Origin of the sequence: Prevotella sp. P5-64, from assembly GCF_002251285.1 — a bacterium.
Lineage (GTDB): Bacteria > Bacteroidota > Bacteroidia > Bacteroidales > Bacteroidaceae > Prevotella.
On record NZ_NPJK01000042.1, the window covers coordinates 94,935 to 118,482 of the forward strand.

General features: G+C 58.4%; 24 protein-coding genes. 12 read left to right on the plus strand and 12 right to left on the minus strand.

Annotated elements, in window-relative coordinates; genetic code table 11:
• Positions 1-8 precede the first annotated feature (8 nt).
• From CIK87_RS08285 to CIK87_RS08305, 5 genes are all read right to left on the minus strand, one after another.
• Positions 9-2,576 (minus strand): transglutaminase family protein, encoded by a 2,568-nt coding sequence (locus tag CIK87_RS08285; protein ID WP_094386794.1) that lies wholly within the window; start codon positions 2,574-2,576, stop codon positions 9-11.
• Between the two features lie 10 nt (positions 2,577-2,586).
• Entirely contained in the window at positions 2,587-3,339 is a 753-nt protein-coding gene (locus CIK87_RS08290; protein WP_094386795.1) for a copper homeostasis protein CutC, read from the minus strand.
• A gap of 145 nt (positions 3,340-3,484) precedes the next feature.
• Entirely contained in the window at positions 3,485-4,843 is a 1,359-nt protein-coding gene (locus CIK87_RS08295; protein WP_094386796.1) for an MATE family efflux transporter, read from the minus strand.
• A gap of 7 nt (positions 4,844-4,850) precedes the next feature.
• On the minus strand, positions 4,851-5,252 hold the full coding sequence (locus CIK87_RS08300) for a hypothetical protein (RefSeq protein ID WP_094386797.1): 402 nt from the start codon (positions 5,250-5,252) through the stop codon (positions 4,851-4,853).
• Positions 5,249-7,174, minus strand: coding sequence for an AAA domain-containing protein (locus CIK87_RS08305; RefSeq protein WP_094386798.1), 1,926 nt, complete (start codon positions 7,172-7,174; stop codon positions 5,249-5,251). The genes CIK87_RS08300 and CIK87_RS08305 overlap by 4 nt, the downstream gene beginning before the upstream one ends.
• 224 nt (positions 7,175-7,398) lie before the next feature.
• Here CIK87_RS08305 and CIK87_RS08310 point away from each other — a divergent pair, with 224 nt between their 5' ends.
• The 5 genes from CIK87_RS08310 (at position 7,399) to CIK87_RS14025 (ending at position 11,460) form a co-directional block, all read left to right on the plus strand.
• A complete protein-coding gene (locus CIK87_RS08310; protein ID WP_158214777.1) occupies positions 7,399-8,436 on the plus strand; it encodes an AraC family transcriptional regulator in 1,038 nt (345 codons plus the stop codon).
• Positions 8,437-8,627: 191 nt separating this feature from the next.
• On the plus strand, positions 8,628-9,266 hold the full coding sequence (locus CIK87_RS08315; RefSeq protein ID WP_022310501.1) for a hypothetical protein: 639 nt from the start codon (positions 8,628-8,630) through the stop codon (positions 9,264-9,266).
• 67 nt (positions 9,267-9,333) lie between these two features.
• On the plus strand, positions 9,334-9,753 hold the full coding sequence (locus CIK87_RS08320; RefSeq protein ID WP_094386800.1) for a hypothetical protein: 420 nt from the start codon (positions 9,334-9,336) through the stop codon (positions 9,751-9,753).
• Positions 9,754-9,762: 9 nt separating this feature from the next.
• Positions 9,763-10,368, plus strand: coding sequence for a YiiX/YebB-like N1pC/P60 family cysteine hydrolase (locus tag CIK87_RS08325; protein WP_094386801.1), 606 nt, complete (start codon positions 9,763-9,765; stop codon positions 10,366-10,368).
• A gap of 882 nt (positions 10,369-11,250) precedes the next feature.
• On the plus strand, positions 11,251-11,460 hold the full coding sequence (locus CIK87_RS14025) for a hypothetical protein (RefSeq protein ID WP_144008154.1): 210 nt from the start codon (positions 11,251-11,253) through the stop codon (positions 11,458-11,460).
• Between the two features lie 42 nt (positions 11,461-11,502).
• Here the strand turns inward: CIK87_RS14025 and CIK87_RS08330 are convergent, their stop codons facing one another.
• The 7 genes from CIK87_RS08330 to CIK87_RS08360 form a co-directional block, all read right to left on the minus strand.
• Positions 11,503-12,042 carry an RNA methyltransferase gene (locus CIK87_RS08330; RefSeq protein ID WP_094386802.1) on the minus strand — a complete coding sequence of 180 codons (540 nt, stop codon included), beginning with the start codon at positions 12,040-12,042 and terminating at the stop codon, positions 11,503-11,505.
• A 10-nt stretch (positions 12,043-12,052) separates the two neighbouring features.
• Positions 12,053-13,345: a retropepsin-like aspartic protease gene (locus tag CIK87_RS08335; RefSeq protein ID WP_094386803.1), complete on the minus strand. Its 1,293-nt coding sequence runs from the start codon at positions 13,343-13,345 to the stop codon at positions 12,053-12,055.
• A complete protein-coding gene (locus CIK87_RS08340; protein WP_022309881.1) occupies positions 13,342-13,764 on the minus strand; it encodes a SufE family protein in 423 nt (140 codons plus the stop codon). Before CIK87_RS08340 ends, CIK87_RS08335 begins: the two co-directional genes overlap by 4 nt.
• Positions 13,765-13,767: 3 nt before the next feature.
• Entirely contained in the window at positions 13,768-15,033 is a 1,266-nt protein-coding gene (locus tag CIK87_RS08345; protein WP_094386804.1) for a peptidase U32 family protein, read from the minus strand.
• A 181-nt stretch (positions 15,034-15,214) separates the two neighbouring features.
• On the minus strand, positions 15,215-16,261 hold the full coding sequence (locus CIK87_RS08350; RefSeq protein WP_254046535.1) for a carbohydrate porin: 1,047 nt from the start codon (positions 16,259-16,261) through the stop codon (positions 15,215-15,217).
• Positions 16,262-16,399: 138 nt separating this feature from the next.
• Positions 16,400-16,846 (minus strand): GNAT family N-acetyltransferase, encoded by a 447-nt coding sequence (locus CIK87_RS08355; RefSeq protein ID WP_094386805.1) that lies wholly within the window; start codon positions 16,844-16,846, stop codon positions 16,400-16,402.
• The gene (locus CIK87_RS08360) at positions 16,833-17,531 is read right to left on the minus strand and encodes a DNA alkylation repair protein (protein ID WP_173823494.1); all 699 of its coding nucleotides are present in this window, start codon (positions 17,529-17,531) and stop codon (positions 16,833-16,835) included. Before CIK87_RS08360 ends, CIK87_RS08355 begins: the two co-directional genes overlap by 14 nt.
• Before the next feature lie 49 nt (positions 17,532-17,580).
• Here CIK87_RS08360 and CIK87_RS14480 point away from each other — a divergent pair, with 49 nt between their 5' ends.
• The 7 genes from CIK87_RS14480 (at position 17,581) to CIK87_RS08395 (ending at position 23,440) form a co-directional block, all read left to right on the plus strand.
• On the plus strand, positions 17,581-17,817 hold the full coding sequence (locus CIK87_RS14480) for a hypothetical protein (RefSeq protein ID WP_173823495.1): 237 nt from the start codon (positions 17,581-17,583) through the stop codon (positions 17,815-17,817).
• Positions 17,818-18,114: 297 nt separating this feature from the next.
• Positions 18,115-19,932 carry an arginine--tRNA ligase gene (argS, locus tag CIK87_RS08370; protein ID WP_094386807.1) on the plus strand — a complete coding sequence of 606 codons (1,818 nt, stop codon included), beginning with the start codon at positions 18,115-18,117 and terminating at the stop codon, positions 19,930-19,932.
• A 19-nt stretch (positions 19,933-19,951) separates the two neighbouring features.
• On the plus strand, positions 19,952-20,419 hold the full coding sequence (locus tag CIK87_RS08375; RefSeq protein WP_094386808.1) for an RNase H family protein: 468 nt from the start codon (positions 19,952-19,954) through the stop codon (positions 20,417-20,419).
• A 28-nt stretch (positions 20,420-20,447) separates the two neighbouring features.
• Positions 20,448-21,080: an orotate phosphoribosyltransferase gene (gene pyrE / locus CIK87_RS08380; protein ID WP_094386809.1), complete on the plus strand. Its 633-nt coding sequence runs from the start codon at positions 20,448-20,450 to the stop codon at positions 21,078-21,080.
• Between the two features lie 24 nt (positions 21,081-21,104).
• Entirely contained in the window at positions 21,105-21,521 is a 417-nt protein-coding gene (locus tag CIK87_RS08385; protein ID WP_094386810.1) for an SRPBCC family protein, read from the plus strand.
• A gap of 9 nt (positions 21,522-21,530) precedes the next feature.
• Positions 21,531-22,868, plus strand: a complete 1,338-nt coding sequence (gene argH, locus CIK87_RS08390) for an argininosuccinate lyase (protein ID WP_094386811.1) — start codon at positions 21,531-21,533, stop codon at positions 22,866-22,868.
• Positions 22,865-23,440: a hypothetical protein gene (locus CIK87_RS08395; protein ID WP_094386812.1), complete on the plus strand. Its 576-nt coding sequence runs from the start codon at positions 22,865-22,867 to the stop codon at positions 23,438-23,440. The genes argH and CIK87_RS08395 overlap by 4 nt, the downstream gene beginning before the upstream one ends.
• Positions 23,441-23,548 lie beyond the last annotated feature (108 nt).

Genomic DNA, 23,548 nt, shown 5'->3' on the forward strand with positions numbered 1-23,548 from the left:
TAGTTGGATTACAGTCCGCGGATGGTCTTGAGCAGCTGGTCGCCCATGCCGATGGTGTAGCCATGGCTCTCGAAGACCACGCGGTTGAAGGTGTCGCCGATGACAAAGAGGGGCAGCGGCGCTGTGTCGGCAAGCCGCATGCGCTGGCGCAGGTCGGCGGCTATCTGGCCGTCGGTGTCTACGCCCATGACCACCGTCGAGGGCAGTCCGGGGATGGGCGACTTGAGGTACTTCTGGTACTCGGCATCGCTGGCGAAGAGCAGCACGATGGTGCGGCCCCATGCCTCGAACTCGCTACGTCGCTGGGCGATGTCGCGGAGGGCATGATTGGTGGGCTCCTGACCCACTCCGAGCACGCCCACTACAAAGTAGCCGCGTCCGGCGGTAAGGAGTATGCTCGTCTCGGCACCTGTGGCAGCCAGGCGGAAGCGTCCCTCGGAGTTGACCGAACCGATGACGCTCACCTCGTTGGTGGCCTCTCTCACGGTGAGTGCCTGGCTCACGGGCTTGTGGGCTACGGGGAAGAAGTCGATATGGGCCTTGACGCTGCCGTTGGCAAGTCGGGTGCCCGTGGTGAGCAGATAGTAGCCTGGCTCGACCTGGCAGCCTTGGGCAAAGAGCTTGGACCAGCGCGCACCTTCATCATAGTTGAGCAGACCGAAGGTGCCGTCGCTCTGGTAACGGCTCAGCGTGAAATGGGTATAGTATTCGGGGTCGTCGAGATGACGCTGTGGAGTAAAGGAGAGGGTAAGGGGCGTGGTGGCGGTGACGGCGGGGGCGGCAGAGTCGAAGTTGACCGACATCGTGGCATCGCCCCGACGGTAGTAGACATTGCCGGTGACGCCGTCGACCCAAGCCTCGATGCCCTGGGTACGGCAGAGGGCGGTGAAGAAGACCTTGAGCGAGCGCAGGTCGGCAAGACGCGAGCGCAGCACACCGACGGGGGTGGTGAAGGTACCCGAGGTGGCGAGGGTGTCGCATCGGGTGATGCTGTCGCGGCAGAAGGCGATCGTGGCGTCGACATCGCCCCAGCGCGAGCCCAAGACGGGGCGCAGGGCACAGGCAAGCACGCTGCGGTAGGGGGTGAGCCACTCTTGCGACACGCGCGGCGCCAGTACATGGAATACCGAGGCGTCGGCAGGAGTAAGGGAGAGCGCGTCGGTGAGCACCTCGGGGTTGACATCGCGCAAGTCCTTGTCGGTGAGGGTAGAGAGCAGGTCGAGGGCACGCGCCATCTGTTCGCTCTCGTCGGCTGCGGCGAGGAAGGAGTGGATGGTGCGCCAGTTGCCTTCGGCCTTGACCATGAATGAACGGGCCCGGTCGCCCCAGCGGGTGGCTTGGTCGCCCACACCCTGCATGAAGGTGGCGCGGTAGGCGGCGCGGATGGAGTCTTCGATGGCAAAGCGGCGGTCGTTGTCGGCTCGCTGGGCTGGGGTGACGGTGGGTATCTGCGCATTCTCCTTGGGGGGAGTGATGTCGATGTCGGCGCTGTGGCGCTCGCCAATCTTATGGCTGAGGGCAACGGTGACCATCGGCTCGCGGCCAAAGCTCACGCGGCTGTAGCCATAGGCCGAGCCGTGGGTGGCTATGACGAGCATATCGCCGTAGCCTGCCGAGAGCGACACCTGACCCTTGGCGTCGGTGGTCTGGATGGAGACGGGGAAGAACTCACCATAATTATATATGCGGTATTCCACGCGCGCGCCCTGGACAATGCGGCCCTTGGCGTCGGTGACCCTGACAGTGAGCGGGGCGGCTGGGGCGTAGTTGCTTATCACGTTGATTTCGGTGTAGTTGGCTGTGCGGCGCATCACCTCCTCTGGCCCGTTGTAGCGGCCAAACACCTTGGTGTGCATCAGCATGCCGCGGCTGGCTGGGGCATTGAACCAGCCCAGGTTGAGTACCGGTTCGGGCTCGCAGGCACCAAGGAAATACCAGCGGCCGTCGACCCAGGCTTCGACCCAGGCATGATTGTCGTCGGTATGTGCCCATCGCGGAGTATATACCTGGCGCGCGGGGATGCCCACCGAGCGCAGGGCTGCCACCAGGAGCGTGGACTCTTCGCCACAACGGCCCCAGGCGGTGCGCACCGTGGCAAGTGGCGACGACGTACGTGCATCGGACGGTTGATAGTTGGCCTTCTCATGACACCAGTGGTTGACTTCGAGCACGGCGTCGTAGAGCCGGCGGCCTCGAACGCGTGGAAGAAGTTCGCGCTGGAACACAAGACGGGCGGTATCGAGGTTCTCGTTGTTGACACGGATAGGCAGAACGAAGTGGCGGAAGACCTCGTCGGGCACCTGCCAACCCACCTGGGTGCGCACATTGAGCGTGGCGCGCACCTGGTTGAGGAAGAAGTCGCCGTCGTAGTCGGCTATGTCGTTGACGGGCATGTAGGCGTAGAGGAAACGCATGGCGTCGCGCTCACCGTCGGTCATAGGCCGATGGAAGATGTCGAAAAGATGTCCATGGGTAAGCACCGCCTTGCGGGCATTGAAGTCGGCGAGAGTCTGTGAGGTCTGCGCCTTGGCTCCCATCGTGCAGAGCAGGAGCAGGGTAATGAGTAATCTTGTCATAGTCACTGTCTTATTGGCCACAGAGGGCTGAGATGGTGTCGGCCACGCGTCGCGAGGTGGTAACCATCCTTGTATATTCGTCTATATCATCGCTGCCCATCTTGACCTCGCTGTTGCGGGTGCGCATGGAACTCTTGACGGCTTCGCGGGCAGAGAAATGGAACTCCCGGGCACCCGTGAGCTGGGCTATGCGGGCAATATTGGTCTCGCAGACGCCGCAGCCGGGCATGATGATGATGCGTCCGGCAGCCTGGTCTACCAGCTGTCGCAGCAGGGTGGCTCCCTCGAGCGCTGTGGGCTGCTGGCCCGACGTGAGCACGCGCTTCACGCCCAGGGAGATAAGCTGCTCGAGCGCTTCCTGCGGTCTCCGGCATCGGTCAAAGGCACGGTGGAAGGTGACAGGGATGCCCTGGGCTGCATCCATGACCGCCTCCATCAGCCGCAGGTCGATATCGCCGTCGGCGGTGAGGGCTCCCGTCACGATGCCGTCGACCTGGAGCGGTCGCAGGGTATCGATGTCGGCCAGGAGCGTGGCTACCTCAATCGGCGAATAAAGGAAATCGCCGCCACGAGGACGCACGATGACATTGAGCTTGATATCCAGATTGTGGCGGGCGTACGCAATCGCTCCGAAAGAGGGAGTAGTGCCTCCCTCGGGTATGGCGGCGCAGAGTTCTACACGGTCGGCGCCTCCACGTTGGGCTGCGAGACAACTCTCAACTGAGTTGGCACACACTTCAAAGGTATAATCTTTTCGTAACATAGACTGTTTAAGTTTTCGAGGTTGTAAAGATAGTAATAATGGTGATTATGACCAAACTTATCACCAAAAAAGTAAGTACGGCGGGCTGAATATCCGTCTCATGGACCCGCTGCAGAGTCGCCAGTGCACTCCCCCGCCCCATGGGCTACATGGCGACGGGGCGCGGAGTGGTGCGGCTGAGTCGGCGGTAGACCCACAGGTAGGCGGGGATAAGGAAGAGCACGGCGGCGAGCCATGCGGTGGGGTCGCCGAAGCACACTCCGGTGAAGTGGAAGACTGGCACAAGCCACAGGCTCACTCCGCTGCGCGCAATCATCTCCATCACGCCGCTCAGCATGCTCAGATTGCTGAAGCCCATGCCCTGGATGGAGTAGCGGAAGATGCAGAGCAGTCCAACGATGACAAAGAAGTAGTTGTTGATACGCATAAACTGGGCAGCCAGAGCCACTATCTCGCTCTGCCCACTGTCTACGAAGAGCATCATAAGCTGGTCGGCAAAGGGGTAGATGACCGCCAGGGTGAAGACGGTATAGACCGCCATGATGGCCATGGCAGAGCGCACGCCGCGGGCTATGCGCCCTATCTGTCGGGCTCCCACATTCTGGCCGCAATAGGTAGCCATAGCCACGCCGATGTTCTCGTAGACACAGGTGAAGAGATACTTGATGCGCATAGACGCGGTGAAGGCTGCCACATAGGTGGTGCCCAGGGCGTTGTTGGCGCTCTGGAGCATGATGATGCCTATGCCGGTGATGGAGAACTGCAGTCCCATGGGGATACCGCTGTTGAGCAGATGTCCGGTCATGCTGTCGTGATAGGTCCACTCGTCGCCGTGGGGGATAAGCATCTTCAGCGTGCGGTGGATGTAAACCCAGCAGAGCACGGCAGCCAGCGCCTGGGAGAGCATCGTAGCGATGCCGGCGCCCTCGACGCCCATGCCCATACCGAGGATAAGTATCACATCGAGCACGATATTGACCATCGACGAGACGATGAGGAAGTAGAAGGGCTGACGGGAGTTGCCCAAGGCACGGATAAATCCCGAGAGGAGATTGTAGGCTATGGTGAAGGGAATGGTGAGAAACGTGAGCAGCAGGAAGATGTAGGCATCATGGAAGATGTCGTCGGGGGTGTTGACCACCCGCAGGATGCGGGCGCAGAAAACCGCGGTGAGCACGGTGAGTATCACGGCGATGACGGCTCCTATGCGCAGCGAGTGGGCCACATAGGCGCGCATCTTGGAGTAGTCGTGCGCACCGAAGGTCTGCGCCACGGGGATGGCAAATCCCGCGCACGAGCCGTTGCAGAAGCCCATGATAAGAAAGGTGATGGACGAGCTGGCGCCAATGGCGGCAAGCGCTTCCACGCCGACCCACCGCCCCACGATGGCAGCGTCGATTACGAGATACATCTGCTGGAGTATGTATCCCAGAATAAGTGGTAACGCAAAGCGGAGTATGCCTTGCGTAGGAGACCCTACGGTCATGTCGGTGGTATTACCCATATTGTTGTTATCCTTTGTCCTTTAAGATACGGCGAATGGCCTCCATCTTGTTATGGCGGTCTATCGAGTAGGTATCGCCATGAGTCTCTACATAGTCATAGAGCCGGTAGGCCTTGTCGTAGAGCAGCGTACTGATCGGGACAGCACAGTAGGTGGCCTCGGCATAAAGCAGCTCGGCAAGCATGCCAAGTCTGCCGATACGCTCGTCATCAGCCCACTGGTCGTGGGCATAGACCATAGTCTCCTCGAGCGAGAGGTTGCGCACCAGGGTGTAGTCGCCCACATACTGACGGTAGAGGTCGGCCATCTCACGGTCGCGGCGCGCAGCGTCATGACGCCGCTCCATGAAGTTGGCCAACGCGCGGCCAAATTCTTCTATCATTCGCAGATAATAGTCCTTTTGTATCATGATTGGTTGTCGTGGTTGATGGTCTGTATATAGTCCCAGAGCTGACGGTAGAAGGGGTGGCGGGTCATGGTGTCGGCGTTGCCCAGGATGATGAGCTTCATACGGGCACGGGTGATGGCGACATTCATGCGGCGCAGGTCGCGCAGAAAGCCGATTTGACCGCTGTCGTTGGAGCGTACGAGCGAGATGAGGATGATGTCGCGTTCCTGACCCTGGAAGCCATCGACTGTGTTGACACTGATGAGGTGGCGGAAGGGTCTGAACGACTCGCGACGACGGATGAGCTGGCGCAGATACTGGACTTGGGCGCGGTAGGGCGAGATGATGCCTACGTCGATGCGCTCGTCGAGCACACGCTGGCGCCCTATCTTGTCAAAGTAGGCCTGGAGCGTGTCGAGAGTATAGCGTGCCTCGCCCTTGTTGATGCGACCGAAGTTGTCACCCACAAACTGCTCGCGGAAGGCAGTGTCGGCATCTTCGCCGTCGATGGCGGTGTCGGGCACAATCCACTCGATGGGGTTGTCGTAGTCGAGGATGCCTCGGAAGCGCACATCGGGCGCCGACTCCACGCGGCCCTTATAGAACCAGTCGCTGGAGAAGCGCATAATCTGCTCGTTCATGCGATACTGGGTCTGCAGCAGGGTGACAGCCTCGGGATGATTGCCCACGATGCGCTCCATGAGCGTCACACCGAGTCCGCCTTGCATGGCAGCCAGACTCTTCACCGTGGGAGGCAGCTGGCAGTGGTCGCCGGCAAAGACGATGCGCTGCACACGGCGGGCGGGTATCCAGCAGGCGGCTTCGAGGGCTTGGGCAGCCTCGTCGATGAACAGGGTGCCAAACTTCTGACCCTCCAGGATGCGGTTGGCAGCACCGGTGAGGGTAGAGGCTATCACGCGGGCTTCGCCGAAGAGCTGCCCGTTGATGCGCATCTCTATCTCGACGGCACGCTCACGCAGCCGGTCCATCTTCTGATGGAAGCTCTCGGTGTGGCGGCGCTGCCGGCGCAGTTCGCGGATGGCCTTGCGTATAGCCCAGAGCTGCGGATAGTCGGGGTGCGACTCGAAGCGGCGCTCATAGGTGAAGGCGAGCATCTTGTCGTTGACGCGGGTGGGATTGCCTATGCGCAGCACGTTGACGCCACGGTCCACGAGCTTCTCGGAAATCCAGTCGACAGCCATATTGCTCTGCGCACACACCAGCACCTGACTCTCGCGGCGCAGCACTTCATAGATGGCCTCAACCAGGGTGGTGGTCTTGCCCGTACCGGGAGGGCCGTGCACCACCATCACGTCCTTGGCCCTGAGCACCTCGTTGACGGCGTGCTGCTGGGTGGCGTTGAGCCAGGGCAGCTTGATGTCGTCGAAGGTGAAGCGCGCCGGAGCGGCATGGCTGTAGAAGAGGTCGCGCAGATAGGCCAGACGGTTGCCGCGGGCATGGACGACGCGGTCCAGGGCATCGGCCATAAGCCGGTAGCTGGTCTCGTCGAAGTAGAGCTGCACACCCACCTTGTCGCTGCAAGCCGACAGGGCGCCCACCCGTCCGTTGTCGGGCAGGGTGACGACCATGCGGTCGCCGTCGACATAGCTCACCACGCCGGTGAAGTCAAAGTAATGCAGACGGTGCTCACGGGGATGATGCTCGTCGGGCACCATGCGGAAGAAGGTGACGGGGCGGCCATACTCAAAGTTGTGCTCGATATCCTGGTTGTCGGTGCGGAAGACCTCGACAGCCAGTTGGTTGAGGGAATTGTAAAAGGTGTTGCCGACGCGCAGCGGCAGCCACACGTCGCCACGCTTCACCAGTCGCGCCACACCGCGTTCCTCGGTCTGCTGGCGAAATTCCTCTTTCTCCGTTTCATATTCCAGCCTGAGCAGCACGCGTTGCTGCTCCAGAGCCTGTATGGATGATATCTGCGTCATATACGCTGCAAAATTACAAATAATTGCTTATACAGAGTAACAAACGAATGAAAAAGTAACCACCCGCCCCGTCGCGGCGGAAGAGGAAAATGCACCGCCGCCGACAAATAATCGGACAAAAGGAATGGACGGCTCGATTTTTATTTGTATTTTTGCGGTCAGCGCCCATAGACTTGCCCCGGTCCGAGGCGCAGAGAGATTATCACCTACTAATTATAGACCTAATGCTGTACGCCATATATTTCATCTACGGCCTCTGCGTCATGTTCTACTTCATGATGGCGTGGCTCTTCTACCGCAAGGACAAGGAGTTGTTGTCAAGACTGGTCACCGTCTTGATGCTGGTCATCGGCATGCAGTGCCTCAAGGACCTCCTCTTCATCAAGCCCATAGCCGAGCTCGACGAGACCGACTGGATGATTATCACCTCGTCTGATGTGATAGCCATCCCGCTCTATGCCTTCACCCTCATCGAGCTGTGCAGCCCCGCCAGCCTCACCCGGCGCACCATCATCATCCACGAGCTGCTGTTCATCGTGCCTTTTGTCCTGTTCTTCATCACCCGCGACATCATCTACTACTATGCCGAGATACTCGAGGCCCTTGTCTATGGTCTCTGCTATACCATCTGGGCTGCTTTCGCCATCCCCAGATACCATAGAGAGCTGAAGCGACGCTTCTCCTACACCGAGAACATCAACCTCAACTGGCTGCGCGCCATCTTCCTCTCCTTTGTGCTCATGCTGGCGCTCTGGATAGCCGACAGTCTGCATGCGGGCTATTCGTTTGAGATACTCTATATGAGCTCTTCGCTGGTGCTATGGATGTTTATAGCTTATAATATGTATAAGCACGAGTCGGTGCTCGACGAGCTCTACGACGGTATGGACACCGACCCCACGCCCGCCGCCGACGCCACCGAGACCGAGATGTCCGAGATAGGCAGGCGCATCAGCCTGCTCTTCGACAAGGACCAGATTTTCCTCAACCCCAATCTCAAGGTGTCAGACATAGCCACCGCCATAGGCACCAACCGCACCTATGTCAGCGAGTTCTTCAACAAGGAAGAAGAGTGCAGCTTCTATGACTATGTCAACCGCGCCCGCATCGAGTACGCGTGTACCCTGCTCGACGGCTCCGATGCCAACATCATGAAGATAGCCGAGCTCTCGGGCTTCAACAGCTCACAATCGTTTATCCGAGTTTTCTCCAAGCTCAAAGGCATTTCACCCACCCGATATCGCAAGGACGGATGCAACTGAGCATCAGCCCTTTGTGAAATTGTTAATTATTTTTTTACGCATTGTTACCTCAGTTTATCCTTTGTGAACGATAAATTGAGAGATTGTTAACTGTCTTTGCTCCGCCATAGCTTATCTTTGCAACCGTAGAGACTACGCCGCTTACGACAACCATTACACATCACATAAATAACTAAACAGACTCAACACCTATGAAGAAACTTAAAACTATGGCTCTCATCGCCATGTGCATGCCCTTCCTGTCTGCATGTTCGGGAAGCGGCTCAGAAGACAACAGCCTGTATGGTGAGCTCCCCGACAGGTACGAACAGTTTGTAAAGGAGAAGGAGCAACTGAGGGAACAAGCCAAAGACATCAAGACCGAAGCCGAGAAGAAAGCCCTCATCGAGAAGTCTGAGAAGATGACGGAGACCTGGAAGGTCAAGATAGAGGAAAGCGCAAAGGCGCTCAACGGCAAGCCCATCAAGCTGGACGAATGTGGGTTCGACGTGACCACCCCGCTGTCGCTCGAGTTTACCGACTTCTTCAGCAAGTCAGACCTCGAGCCGTCGTTCCAGGTCAACGGCGAAGCCGTGGCTGCCTCTGACATCAAGACCGACCTCAAGTACGTCCTCGGCAACGAGCAGGTATATCTCGTAGGCTACGACGCCGAAGGGAAGCAGGTCTACAAGGTCTCTGTGGGCAGCATCGAGGTCGAGAAGGCCGACGGATGCTCGCTCGTCAAGGCAGGCACACCTGTCAAGTTCAGCAAAATCCACTTCGGTAGTGCCGCCATCAAGAAAGGATGCCGCGATGCCAAGACCTTCAAGCTCGAGGTGATGCGCCAATAAAGAGTTGTCAACGGCGGGAATAGGCCCACCCCTCCCGCCACAGTGTTACACATTAATAATATATATTATGGACAATCTGGTCAAATTCACCAAGCAATACAAGGCATCCCTCATCATCGCCATCGCCATCATCATGTTCATCCTCTTCGGCTTCTGCTCGGCAGTAGATGTGGCGGGCAAAACCAAAGTATGCGGACTGAAGATACTCTTCGAGGGCGACGGACTGGGATTCTCCCGCTTCCTCTCCGCCCTCATCCTCCTGGCGCCCATGCTGGTGGTCCTCGACGAGTCGACCAACCTGAAGCTCACGGCGAAGATGAGCCGCATACCCGCATCCTTCTTCTTCGGCATATCCATCGTCCTCTGCCTCTTCTTTGCCCACGTGCTGCCCTCGGGGTTTAAGCTCGCCTGGGCCAGCTGGCTCTACATGCTCGCAGGAGTCATCGGCATAGCCGTATGCAATATCGAGAAATTGACAAACAACTAACCTTGCGGAATGATACTATCAGACAGGCGCTTCCTCGGTCTCATGGGATGGGGATGCGCCTTGTTTTTACTACTCGTCGCAGGCTGGGTTGGCGTGTGCCTGGTCAACCGCCCGCCATACCTGATGCCCGATACGACCTCGTTTGATACGGGCGACATCTTTTTCAGTGTGGGCGACTCGTGGGAATCGGTAGCCGTACGCGCGCTCTCGGGCACGTCATCGTGGGAGGTTACCGACTCCACTCCCTCGCATTGCGGGATAGTCGTCAGAGATGCCCGTGGTGTAAGGCTCGCCCATGCCTCGACGGCAGCGGGGAAGATAGTGGTCGAGACGCCCGAGGAGTATCTGCGCAACAATGGTTCCTACTGCATCTACGCCGTCAAGCCCCCATGCCCCGTGAGTGCAGAGGGCATCAGGCAGACGGTAGACTCGCTCGTGGCACGTGGCGTGAAGTTCGATTTCGACTTCGACCACACCACCCCCGACGCCCTCTACTGCACAGAGATGGTCGTAACGGTCTTCGAAGCCAACTCCTGCCCCGTCTTCTCAAGCCTCCGCCAGCAGAGCTACATCTATCCCAACGACCTGCTGCTGCGGATAGGGAATTCGAGATAGGGCCCATTTGAGAGGACATCAGCAGCAGCAACTCTGTAGGAGTTGCGATTTCATAGCCCAGGGTTGAGGGGCGAAGCACCTCTACCCTGGGTTAGGACATAAAAAGAGATAGCAATGCTGTAAGTATTGCGATTAGCCGAAGGCGTTACCCCAACGCAAACCCATCGCCACCTATATGTAGGGGAATTATCCAACTGAGTATAACGCCTACGGCTAAGCGCAACTCTTACAGAGTAGCAATATTAGTGGGGGCATTACCCAGGGTAGCGGGCCATGCCCGCTACCCTGGGCTATGTAATCGCAACTCCTACAGAGTTGCCGGGGGTGCGTACCAGCCAATAGAAGCCCCATCCCAGCCTTCCCCAAGGGGGAAGGAGCGCCACTCAAACGCCCTCAAACACAGCAAGTAGGGACTCCCGCCCCTTGGGGAGGGCTGGGGAGGGGCTTCGGGTTGCTGGGGAGGGGCTTCCCACAACAACTCTTTTTGTTCCGGCGAACAGCCGGTTTTTTTACCGCCAACGGCGGCTTTTTGATTTTACTCCTTTTCAGCCTGCCAATGGGCAGGCGCGGCGGTGGGTGTTGGCAGATATCCGAGAGCGGGCTCTCGGGAATATCTGCCACCACACGCAGACGCATAGGGCATAGCCCTGAAAAGGAGCAAAACTTTTTGTATTATTCTCGCGTCCTACCATGATACCCTGGAAACTCCAATGCGCCTCTCCCCGCACCTCTTAATGAATGACAAGATTTTCACCGTTTACATGAGTTCCCGCCCCTTGGCTAATACTGCCTCGGGGCTTACATTGGCGGGCGCGGGGATGGCATTGGCGGGCTCGTATCATTTTATACGTGAGCTCGTGACATTTGACACGTGGTCACGTTTTGTACGATACGTGGCCACGTGACTTCCGTCACGAGCCGCCATCTGTGGCTGCGGGGCGGCTGCCATGGGCTGCACGGACAAACGGAGTGACCATACCGCCCCTCTATCTCACCACCCTACCCGCCAATGCCACTACACGGAGTGAGGACAGCATCGCCCTCGCCACCGCCCGCTCCTGCACCGTCGCCGACAGCAGGGAAAGGGGCTAAAAAAAGCTCGCCGGACTTCGTGGGAAGTCCGGCGAGCTTTGCTCAACCCAAGATTAGCTGGCGGGCGAACTCCCACACCACTATGCCTGCGGTGACGCTCACGTTGAGCGAGTGCTTGGTGCCCAGCTGGGGTATCTCCAGGCAGCCATCGCTCATGTCTACTATCTGCTGCTGCACTCCCTTGACCTCGTTGCCGAAGACTACGGCGTAGCCGGGATGGCTGTGGGCGGCGAGGTCCAGCCGTTGGAGCTTGGTGGAGTGCTCTACCTGCTCTATACTATATATATAATATCCGCGCGCATGAAGGTCTGCCACGGCGTCTTCGGTACGGCTGAAGTAGCGCCAGTCTACACTCTCCTCGCCACCCAGTGCGGTCTTGTGTATCTCGTTGTTGGGCGGACAGGCGGTGATGCCGCAGAGGTAGACTGCCTCGACACGGAAGGCATCGCAACTGCGGAAGACGGAACCCACATTGTAAAGGGAGCGGACATTGTCGAGGACCACCACAACGGGCAGTTTGTCGGCCTGTTTGAACTCCTGGACCGTGAGGCGGTCCATCTCTATGGTGCGTAGTTTTCTCATTGTCTTGCTGTTAGTGCTGTAAATGGATGGTCATGTTGACATTGTCGACGGTCACGCTGCTCCACTGGCGCATGAAGTCGATGCCCAGACGGCCGTAGCCCTGGGTAAGACGGTTGTGGGGCGAGAGCGCCGTCACCGCCACACGGTGAAGGGTGAAGGGGGTGTCGCCGATGCTGAGGGCGACGGCTGGCATGCGGAAGACGCTGTTGTAGCTGATGCCCCCGACGCCCATGGTCGCCGCCAGCTCCCACTTGCCCTCGCGCGCCACGTCGGCGGCGAACGCCTTGTAGTAGGCGTTGTCGAGCGAACTGGTCGCGGCGCCGGTGTCTAAAGCCATAGCCATGCGCAGGCTGTCGCGGGTGACGGCGACATAAGGCACCTTGTTGAAGAAGAGGTTGGGGGCTGCGCCAGAGCGATGGCTCTGATGCGTGAGGTGTATCTGCTGTGAGGCAAAGTCTATGGTGTAGCTGCCAAAGAGTTGCAGCAGCGGCTGACCTATGATGAGCGAAATCTGCTGTGCGGTACGGCGGGCGCGCTCGTTGCCGGCAGTCATGTCGAGCACGGCAAAGACCACATTGCGCACGGTGAGCGAGCCGATGGTGAGCACGTCGGCCACAGCCATCTTGCCGCCCATGAGTCGCGTGCCGCTCACCTGGATGTCGGCGTCGATGATGCGCAGCCGGTAGCGGCGCGCCATCTCGGGGGTGATGACATTGTAGGCTGCGCCGGTATCGAATATCAGCCCCGCCTTGCGCCCGTTGACGCTGCCGCCGACCACCATGAGCTGCTGGGCGGTGTCGCCGAGCTCGGTATAGGTGAAGGGCAGCGTGTGGCTGGCGGTGTCGGTCTCGTTGACACGCAGTGCAGAGAGCGCAGAGTAGAGCCGCTCCTTGCCGCGCATCTGGGCTACGGTGGCGCTGTCTGCCTTGCCTTCCATCTGGTCTGCCAGACTCCTGACGGTGGCTGCTGCACGTGCATTGTCGCCCATGCGGCTGTAGTTGTCGGCGAGCAAGAGCAGCATCGAACAGGCGTTGGTGCCACCCATCTGCTGCTGATAGCCGCGCACCAGGGTGAGGATGTCGTCGCAGGCCTGCTGCGGACGGTTGAACATCTGGTTGACCATGGTGCGGGCAAACTGGCGGATGAAAGGCGACATCTGCGCGCTGTCGGCGGCATAGACATCATGCAGGTCGAACCACCGGCTCTCGCCTATACAGGCTGCGGCACGCTCGTCGGCGCTCTGCGCCCAAGCCGAGAGGCTGCACACGATGCCGACGACGATGGCTGTCAGTCGGTGTGTCATCCTTCCTTGGTCTTGTAGGCCAGTGCGTAAGCCTTAATCTGCTTGACCATAGCCAGCAGACCATTGCTGCGCGTGGGCGACAGGTGTTCGCGCAGACCGATGCGGTCTATAAAGTAGAGGTCGGTATCAAGAATTTCCTGAGGGGTATGGCCGCTGAGCACCTGCACCAGAAGAGCGATGATACCCTTGACGATAAGGGCGTCGCTATCGGCAGAGAGATAGAGGCGGCCATCGCGGTAGTCGCACTGCACCCATACACGGCTCTGGCATCCGTCTATCAGGTTCTGGGGGGTCTTATACTGTTCGTCGAGCGCATCCAGTTCGTTGCCCATATCGATGAGCAGCTGGTAGCGGTCCATCCAGTCGTCCATATCGACAAACTCGTCGATGATGGCATCTTGTTGTTGGTTGATGGTCATGTCTTATTTTATTTCCTTGATTTCGTTTACGGTGACGAGCTTGAACAGCTTGTCGTTGGGGCGCACCTTGCCGCTCACGGGGATAGACACGCGCCATCCCTGCTGGGCAGTATCTACCGGGTGGAGGTCGTAGCGTATCTCTGTAGCGTCGAGATACATCACACCAGTGGTGGGACCGGTGATGAGCAGACGGTCGCCACGGTCGAAGGTGGTCGCCTCGACAGCCACTTCGGCCACGCTGAGCTTGGAGAAATACTTCATCACCTTGCCCACGAGCACCTTCTTCTCGGTAGCAGCCGAACCGTAGTGCTTATTCCACTCTCCCAGAGTCTGTCCCTGGTAGTATCCGTCCCAGAAGCCACGGTTGAAGACGGTGGCGAGACGCTCGTCCCAGCCATCCTTGCGCTCCTCGGTGAAGGTGCCGTCTATCACGCTGCCGATGGCCTCGCGGTAGCAGCTCACCACGGTGTAGACATACTCTGGGCCACGGGCTCGGCCCTCAATCTTGAACACTCTCACTCCGCTCTCCATCATGCGGTCGATGAAGCGTATGGTCTTGAGGTCCTTGGGGCTCATGATGTACTTGTTGTCTATCTCGAGCTGGTTGCCGGTCTCGTTGTCAGTGACTGTATACGAACGGCGGCATATCTGTACACACTCGCCACGGTTGGCAGAGCGGTTGGCGTTGTGCAGACTCATGTAGCACTTGCCGCTGACAGCCATGCAGAGGGCGCCGTGGCAGAACATCTCGATGCGTATGAGCTCGCCCTTGGGTCCGCAGATGTGCTGCTCTTCTATCTGGCGATAGATGGCTACCACCTGGTCCATATTGAGTTCGCGGGCAAGCACCACGACATCGGCAAACTGGGCATAGAAACGCAGCGCCTCGATGTTGGAGATATTGAGCTGGGTGGAGAGATGCACCTCTACGCCGATGCGGTTGCAATAGGTCATCACCGCCACATCTGAGGCTATCACCGCCGAGATGTGGGCTTCCTTGGCGGCGTCGACTATCTCGTGCATCGTGTCTATATCGCCGTCGTAGATGATGGTATTGACGGTAAGATAGGTCTTGATGCCATGGCTGTTGCACGTAGATGCGATGTCGCGCAGGTCATCTATGGTGAAATGATTGGCAGAGTGGGACCGCATGTTCAACTGTCCTATGCCGAAATACACCGAGTTGGCTCCGGCTTGTATGGCTGCGACCAAACTTTCACGCGAGCCGACAGGTGCCATAATCTCAAAATCAGATAATTTTGCATTCATGGTTGCAAAGTTACTGAAAGTCGAGGGCAGAACAAAATAAGTTCACTTATTTTTTATGCAGAGACACTCCGTTACTTGACAAAAACTGCTGAAAGTCGTGGAGTTGGCTCTTTTTGGCCTCCGAGACGATGATATAACCGCCAAAGTGGCTGGTAAACATCCGGGGGGCGCTCCCACCGCATCAGAACCTGATGTAGAGGCGGGCGGAGAGCACCAGGTGGTCGCCCTCGTCGTTGGTGATATACTGCAGGGCGGGCTGCACATCGATGTGATGGTCAATGTGTCGGCGCCAAGTGGCCTCGACCGAATACTCGCGACCCTGATGGAAGCGGGCATACTGCGCAGAAAGTCCGCAGGCGCTGCTGCTGTCGGTGTAGACACATCCCACCTCGCCGTAACGGTAGCAACCGCTGGACTTACGGGTGTTGGCAGAGAGCTGGACCATGCAGGAGACATCGCCACCGCCCTCACGCCACAGCGACTGCTCGCCATAAGCCCACCAGGCACAGCTCACCCCGCTGCGCGAACCGTCGGCATCGGCTATAGCTCCCTCGTCGTCGACGGGAAAGCGGCGGGTGTGGACGGCAGCGCCCACATAATAGCGGCCGCCACGCCAGGCATACTCCAGTTGGGAAATATTGAAGACGCCATCGTGGGCAGGACTGAGGCGGAAAGGGTTGTCGTGACGGTTCCAGCCATTGTGGCCCACGCCATTGTACACGCTGTTGCGAAACAACCACCCCGCTCTGCCCACATCCATATACAGCGTGAGGCCAGAGAAGGGATAGTTGGCTATAGGATAGCTCGCCGCGATGGTGGGGAAGAGGCCGCACGAGCTGTTGGTGAAGAGCGATGTAAGGGGAGAGGTGAAGAAGTCTTCGTTGACATTGCGCACGCCGACGAAGAGACTCGCATTGCGCCACGCGTGCCTGTAGCCCAGCACGGCGATGGCTGCGGCGAGATTGGAGGTCTCGATATTGGAGAAGGTCTGCCAGTCGCCGACGATGGGGTCATGGGTCTTGAACGCATGGATGGTGGCAGCCTCGATCGAACCGGCTCCGTGGGCCAGCGGCATGCTGAAATCGAGTCTGAGGAGGTTGACCCAGTTGGCAGAGCCCCTCACGGCGTACTGCCCCTCGGTGGTAAAACAGCCGCCAAAGCTCTGGGGCTGCGCGCCGACGCAGTATGCGACGGCAAGGATAAGGGTCACGATAGTCTTGTTCATCATTGTCATGTCTTAGGTTGTGACGACGCCCGGCAGAGACTCTCTGCGACCGTCATCGCCGTGGCGACGGTGCATGATGCGGCACCCTCGGCCCACTTTTCTGCTCCCGCCGTGCTGCTGTTGTGGCTCTCTGGGCACAGCCTATACCTCTATTTTATACACATTGGTCTCCTTGCTGCCGAAGCCCATGTGGCGGTAGAGCCTGTTGGCAGCCACGCGCGAGGGGCGCGAGGTGAGCATCACCGTGCAGGGCGACACCCTCCGCGCCTGATCTATGGCGCTCTCCACCAGGCGTGTGGCTATGCCGCGGCCACGCCATCGGGCATCGACCACCACATCCTCTATCCAGGCACGGCGGCCCGTGGGGATGGTGTAGATACACACCGACGCCATACCCACGATGCGCTCTCCGGCGCGAGCCACCAGCAGATGGCAGTGGGGCAAGGCAAGCATCTCGGAGATACGGGCAGAGTCGGCCGAAGCCTCATCGGTGAGTTGGGCCAGAAGCCGCGAGATGTCGGCTTCGGCATCGGGAGTAAGCTCGACGAGCCTACCCACCACGGGGGATATGTCGCTACTTGTGGTCATGGGCTTTGGTGATTTTCATTGTTCTGAGCACAGCCTTCTGCCCGGCAGTGATACGGTAGCTCTCACAGGCTTTCTGGATGGTCTTGTTGTGTACCCAGACGCCGAGCCTGCGCTGCTGCAGATAGGGGATGGCGGCATCCCACTGCTTGGCAAGCGCCGTGGCAAAAAACCATGCCACCATCATCCTCACGTAATACTCGTCGCTCTCCACGGCGGCGGCGGTGTCGAGCACCGATGGGCTGAAACGGCTGTCGAGGAAGTGGGTCATCAGCATCGCCAGCCCGAAGCGGCAGGTGTAGACATGTGGCGAGCGGCTCCACTCCACGGCCTTGTCCATCAGCCTCGCGGGATGACGGCCGAAGACCTTGGGCGACATGATGTCGCACACCGCCCAGTTGTCTACATAGGGCAGAAACTCTTCGACCCTCGCCACACACTCGTCCATGTCCTTCAACTGCGACAGAAGCAGCGCATGCAGCATGTTCTCGTCGTAATAGCGATGGGGCAGCAGGCTGAGGAAGCGGCTGCAGTCGGCCTCGCGGGCAAAGTCCTTGGCAAAGGCGCGCAGCAAGGGCACCCGTATGCCGATGATGCTGTCGGGAGCAACACCGGGTACCAGCCGCGCCTGAAACTCGGCATACTGCCGGTCGCGCAGGGCAAAGAGGCGGGGATATAATGGCGTCATAATCACTGTTTGGTGTACAAATGTACAACAAAAAATCAATTCGGGCAGAATGATGACCGAAAAAACGCACACCGTCACCACATATTTTGTGCCGGCACGAACAGACGGGATGGCGGAGGGCAGGCTGGCGGAGAGGGCGACTATGGCTATGGGCAGCGTATCCGGCACAAAATGCAGAGAGATGACCATGGCAGTCATTGCGTGGTGGGAAATAGTGGATGCGTGGCTGTATAGCATGATTTCAGAGCCCGATTTTTACATTTCACAGTTTGCAACCAGTCTATAGGTGATGACTGATAGGATATCGGCAGCAGAGGAGAGGATAAGAGGCAACCGCCTGGAAACGAGGATGACGGCCATGGGCGCCGTCTGCGGCGGGCGGGGGTCTGAAGGGGGCTCGGTGGCGGCGGGGGGTGCCTTCAACCGTAGCCGATGCAAGGTCGGGGTGGGCGCAACGGACGCTCCCGCCGCCTCGGAAAGCCAAAAATATGTGTGATTTATAGACTCTTATGCTCCAAGTGTCGATATTTATTTGTACTTTTGCACCATTATTAATAATGTAATTACTATATTTATCCACATCATGAAGATAGAGAACCGCATAAACGAGTCGGTAAAGGCTGCCATCAATGCCCTTTACGGACAGGACGTACCCGAGACGATGATACAGTTGCAGAAAACCAAGGCCAACTTTGAGGGACACCTCACACTGGTGGTCTTTCCCTTTCTGAAGCTGTCGAAGAAGAAGCCCGAAGACACTGCGCAGGAGATAGGCGAATATCTGGTTGCCCACTGTGACGACGTGGCGCGTTTCAACGTGGTAAAGGGTTTCCTCAACCTGGTGGTAGCCCCCAAGGCTTGGGTGGCTCTGCTCAATGATATCAATGGCGACGAGCGTTTCGGCGAAAAGCCCGTGACCGAGAAGTCGCCTCTGGTGATGATAGAGTACTCTTCGCCCAATACCAACAAGCCTCTCCACCTGGGCCATGTGCGCAATAACCTGCTGGGATGGTCACTGGCACAGATTATGGAAGCCAACGGCAACCGCGTGGTGAAGACCAATATCGTAAACGACCGCGGTATACACATCTGCAAGAGCATGCTGGCATGGCTCAAGTGGGGCAACGGCGAGACGCCGGAGACCAGCGGCAAGAAGGGCGACCATCTGATAGGCGACTACTACGTGGCCTTCGACAAGCACTACCGTGAGGAGGTGGCCCAGCTCAAGGCACAGTATCTGGCAGAGGGCATGGACGACGAGGCAGCCACCGAGAAGGCCAAGGCCGAGGCTCCCCTCATCAAGGAAGCCCACGAGATGCTCGTGAAGTGGGAACAGGGCGACGCCGAGGTGCGCAGCCTGTGGCAGAAGATGAACGACTGGGTCTATGCCGGTTTCGACGAGACCTACAAGGCACTGGGCGTGGGCTTTGACAAGATATACTACGAGTCCAACACTTATCTCGTGGGCAAGAAGAAGGTGGAGGAAGGTCTGGCCAAGGGCCTCTTCTTCCGCAAGGACGACGGCAGCGTGTGGGCCGACCTCACCCAGGACGGCCTGGACCAGAAGCTGCTGCTCCGCTCCGACGGCACCAGCGTCTACATGACCCAGGACATCGGTACAGCCGAAATGCGCTTCAATGACTTCCCCATCGACAAGATGATCTACGTGGTGGGCAACGAGCAGAACTATCACTTCCAGGTGCTCTCGCTGCTGCTCGACCGCCTGGGCTTCAAGTGGGGCAAGGACCTCGTACACTTCTCTTACGGCATGGTAGAGCTGCCCAACGGCAAGATGAAGAGCCGCGAGGGAACGGTGGTCGATGCCGACGACCTGGTGGCCGAGATGATTAAGGACGCACGCCAGACCAGCGACGAGCTGGGCAAGTTTAAGGACATGACCGAAGAGGAGCGCCAGGAGATAGCCCGCATCGTGGGCATGGGTGCGCTCAAGTACTTCATCCTCAAAGTCGACGCCCGCAAGAATATGCTCTTCAACCCCGAAGAGAGTATTGACTTCAACGGCAATACCGGCCCCTTCATCCAGTACACCTATGCCCGTATACGCAGCATCATGCGCCGCGCCCAGGCCGAGGGTATCGCGCTGCCCGCAGCCCTCGACGCCGACACCGAGCTCAACGCCAAGGAGATAGAGCTGGTGCAGAAGATGAACGACTTCGGTGTGGCTGTCGCCGACGCAGGCAACAACTACAACCCCGCAGGTATAGCCAACTACTGTTATGAGCTGACCAAGGAGTTCAACCAGTTCTACCACGACTACAGCATCCTCAATGCCGATACCGCCGAGCAGAAGAGCGCCCGTCTGGTGCTCGCTGCCAACGTGGCCAAGATACTCAAGAACGGTATGGCGCTGCTGGGCATCGAAGTGCCCGAGCGCATGTAAACAGATATCACCGCCGGCTATGACCGCAGTAACCAACCCACCCGACTGGCGCCACGACACGGTGCTGCCGCTTCCGCCCGAAGTGGTGGCCAACGCGTGGGCGGTAGACGCCGCCTGCTCGGGCAACCCCGGACCCATGGAGTACCAGGCCATCGACCTCGCCACAGGCGCCCAGGTGTTCCACTTCGGTCCCATGCACGGCACCAACAACATCGGAGAGTTTCTCGCCATCGTACACGCCCTGGCGCTGATGGAGCAGCGGGGCATCCGCGACAGGGTAATCTACAGCGACTCCTACAACGCCATACTCTGGGTGCGCAAGAAGCAGTGCAAGACCAAGCTCGAGCGCAACGCGCAGACCGAGGGGCTCTACCGCATCATCCAGCGTGCCGAGAACTGGCTCCGCACCCACACCGTCACCGTGCCCATCATGCAGTGGGAGACCCGCAAGTGGGGCGACATTCCTGCCGATTTCGGCCGTAAGTAATACAATAACATCAATCACATACACAATCATGGACACTATAAAGAAAGACTTCGCTTCCAAACTCTTGGAGATTAAAGCCATCAAGTTGCAGCCACAGAACCCGTTCACATGGGCATCGGGATGGAAATCACCCTTCTACTGTGACAACCGCAAGACACTGTCGTTTACCGACGTGCGCAGCTATGTAAAACTCGAGCTGGCCCACGCCATCCTCGCCCATTTCCCCCAAGCCACAGCAGTGGCTGGCGTGGCCACAGGAGCCATCGCCCAGGGCGCCATGGTAGCCGACGAGCTCAACATGCCTTTCTGCTACGTGCGCTCCAAGGCCAAGGACCACGGCATGGGCAACCTCATTGAGGGCGAACTGCCCGTAGGTGCCAAGGTGGTGGTCGTAGAAGACCTCATCTCTACCGGAGGCAGCTCGCTCAAGGCAGTAGAAGCACTGCGACAGGCCGGATTTGAGGTAGTAGGCATGGTAGCCTCATACACCTATGGCTTCGCCGTAGCCGAGGAAGCCTTCGCCCAGGCTGGTGTCAAGCTCATCACCCTCACCGACTACGAGCACGTGGTGGAGCGTGCCCTCGAGACAGGATACATCCAGGACAGCGACGTAGAGCTGCTGCACCGCTGGCGCAAAGACCCCGCCCACTATCAGGTATAGCCGCCCATAATCACATCAAGACCTATGAGCAGCAAATTTGAAAGCAGCATACGCGAGATACCTTATGCCCAGCAGAAGGTATACGACGCCCTGAGCGACCTGTCCAACCTCGAGCGCATACGCGACCGCATCCCCCAAGACAAGCTCGAAGACTTCTCCTTCGACGCCGACCACATAGCCGTCAAGGCGCCTATGGTGGGCGAGATAAGACTGCACATCATCGAGCGCGAAGAGCCCAAGACCATCAAGTTTGAGACCGAGCAGAGCCCTGTGCCCTTCACCTTCTGGATACAGCTGCTGCCCGTGACAGACACCACGTGCAAGATGAAGCTCACCATCAAGGCCGAGCTCAACCCCTTTATCAAGGGAATGGTACAGAAGCCGCTGCAGGAAGGCATCGAGAAGATAGCCGACGCGCTGCAGGCAATCAGATATGAATAAGTGACCGCAATGAACAAACTCTGGGAAAAGGATTTTGAAGTAAACAAGGAGATAGAGCGCTTCACCGTGGGCCGCGACCGCGAGCTCGACCTCTATCTCGCCAAGTACGACGTGCTGGGCTCGATGGCCCACATCGCCATGTTGGAGTCGATAGGTCTGCTCGCCCACGACGAGCTCGTGGCGCTTACCGCCGAACTCAAGCACATCTACCACGTGGCCGACAAGGGCCGGTTTGTCATCGAAGACGGCGTCGAGGACGTACACTCGCAGGTGGAGCTGATGCTCACCCGCAAGCTCGGCGACATGGGCAAGAAGATACACTCGGGCCGCTCGCGCAACGACCAGGTGCTGGTAGACCTCAAGCTCTTCACCCGCCACCAGCTGATGGACGTGGTGGAGCTTACCCACAGCCTCTTCGACGAGCTGATACAGAAGAGCAACCAGTATCGCCACGTGCTGATGCCGGGCTATACCCATCTGCAGATAGCCATGCCGTCGAGCTTCGGTCTGTGGTTTGGAGCCTACGCCGAGTCGCTGGCCGACGACATGCTGTATCTGCAAGCCGCCTATCGCATGACTAACCGCAACCCATTGGGTTCGGCAGCGGGCTATGGCTCTTCATTCCCCCTGGACCGCTCGATGACCACGCGGCTGCTGGGTTTTGACTCGATGGACTACAACGTGGTCTATGCCCAGATGGGCCGAGGCAAGATGGAGCGCAACGTGGCCTTCGCCCTCGCCACAGTGGCGGGCACGGTGGCCAAGATGGCGTTCGACGCATGTATGTTCAACTGCCAGAACTTCAACTTCGTGAAACTCCCCAAGGAGTGTACCACAGGCTCGAGCATCATGCCGCACAAGAAGAATCCGGATGTGTTTGAGCTAATCCGTGCCAAGTGCAACAAGCTGCAGAGCCTGCCGCAGCAGATCATGATGATTATGAACAATCTGCCTGTGGGCTACTTCCGCGACCTGCAGATTATCAAGGAGGTGTTTATCCCCGCATTCGACGAACTCAAAGACTGTCTGCAGATGGCCGCCTATATCATCAACCGCATGGAGGTCAACGAGCATATACTCGACAACGCCATCTACGACCCCATGTTCTCGGTCGAGGAGGTCAACCGGCTGGCAGCCCAAGGCATGCCCTTCCGCGACGCCTACAAGAAGGTGGGACTGGAGATCGAGGCGGGCACTTTCAGCGCCGACCGCAACATACACCACACCCACGAGGGCTCGATGGGCAATCTCTGCAACGACCGGATAACCCAACTCATGGAAGATACGCTCAGCGGCTTCCACTTCGAGCGTGTCGCCGAAGCCGAACGATTACTCCTGGAAGGATGAAGCATATACATTATTATATAATAGCAATCGTGATGACGGTTGTCCTTGTGGCCTGTGGCGACGAGGGCAACCGTTTTAGCAGCTACCACTGCAATCTGACCATCGACAACAGCAAGCACCTCAACGCCGTGCTCGCCTCGGCGATGGACGCCAACAACGCCGGCACGTTCTGCATCATCGGCTTCACCCTCAAGGGCGGCGCCAAGCACTACACGTTCAGCAACAGCCAGGGTCTCACCAGTACCAGCATCTTCAACGCTATCGACGACAGGATGAAGATGCAGGAGCACATAGGCATGAACGGCCGCCTCATCGTGGGATACAGCAATATGGAATACCCACCCGTCTTCTACGCCTACGACGGTGAGTGCCCCAACTGCTTTGACCTCAACGCGCTGCCCATGCGTTCCTACCCGCTCAGCATAGACAACAAGGGCACAGCCACCTGCGCCCACTGCCACCGCCAGTACCGCCTCAACCAGGGAGGCTTTGTGGCCAACAACACCGGCAACCACCTCACCGAATACCGCGCCGACCCTCCCCAGCCCCACGGCGTGCTCCGCGTCTACTGACGACGACTCTGGGCGAAAGCCATCTATTTTGCCCAAAGTGTCAAAGAAAGTGGGAGAAATGTTTGATTATCCACCCACAAAAGCGTACCTTTGCGAAGTTAATGCACT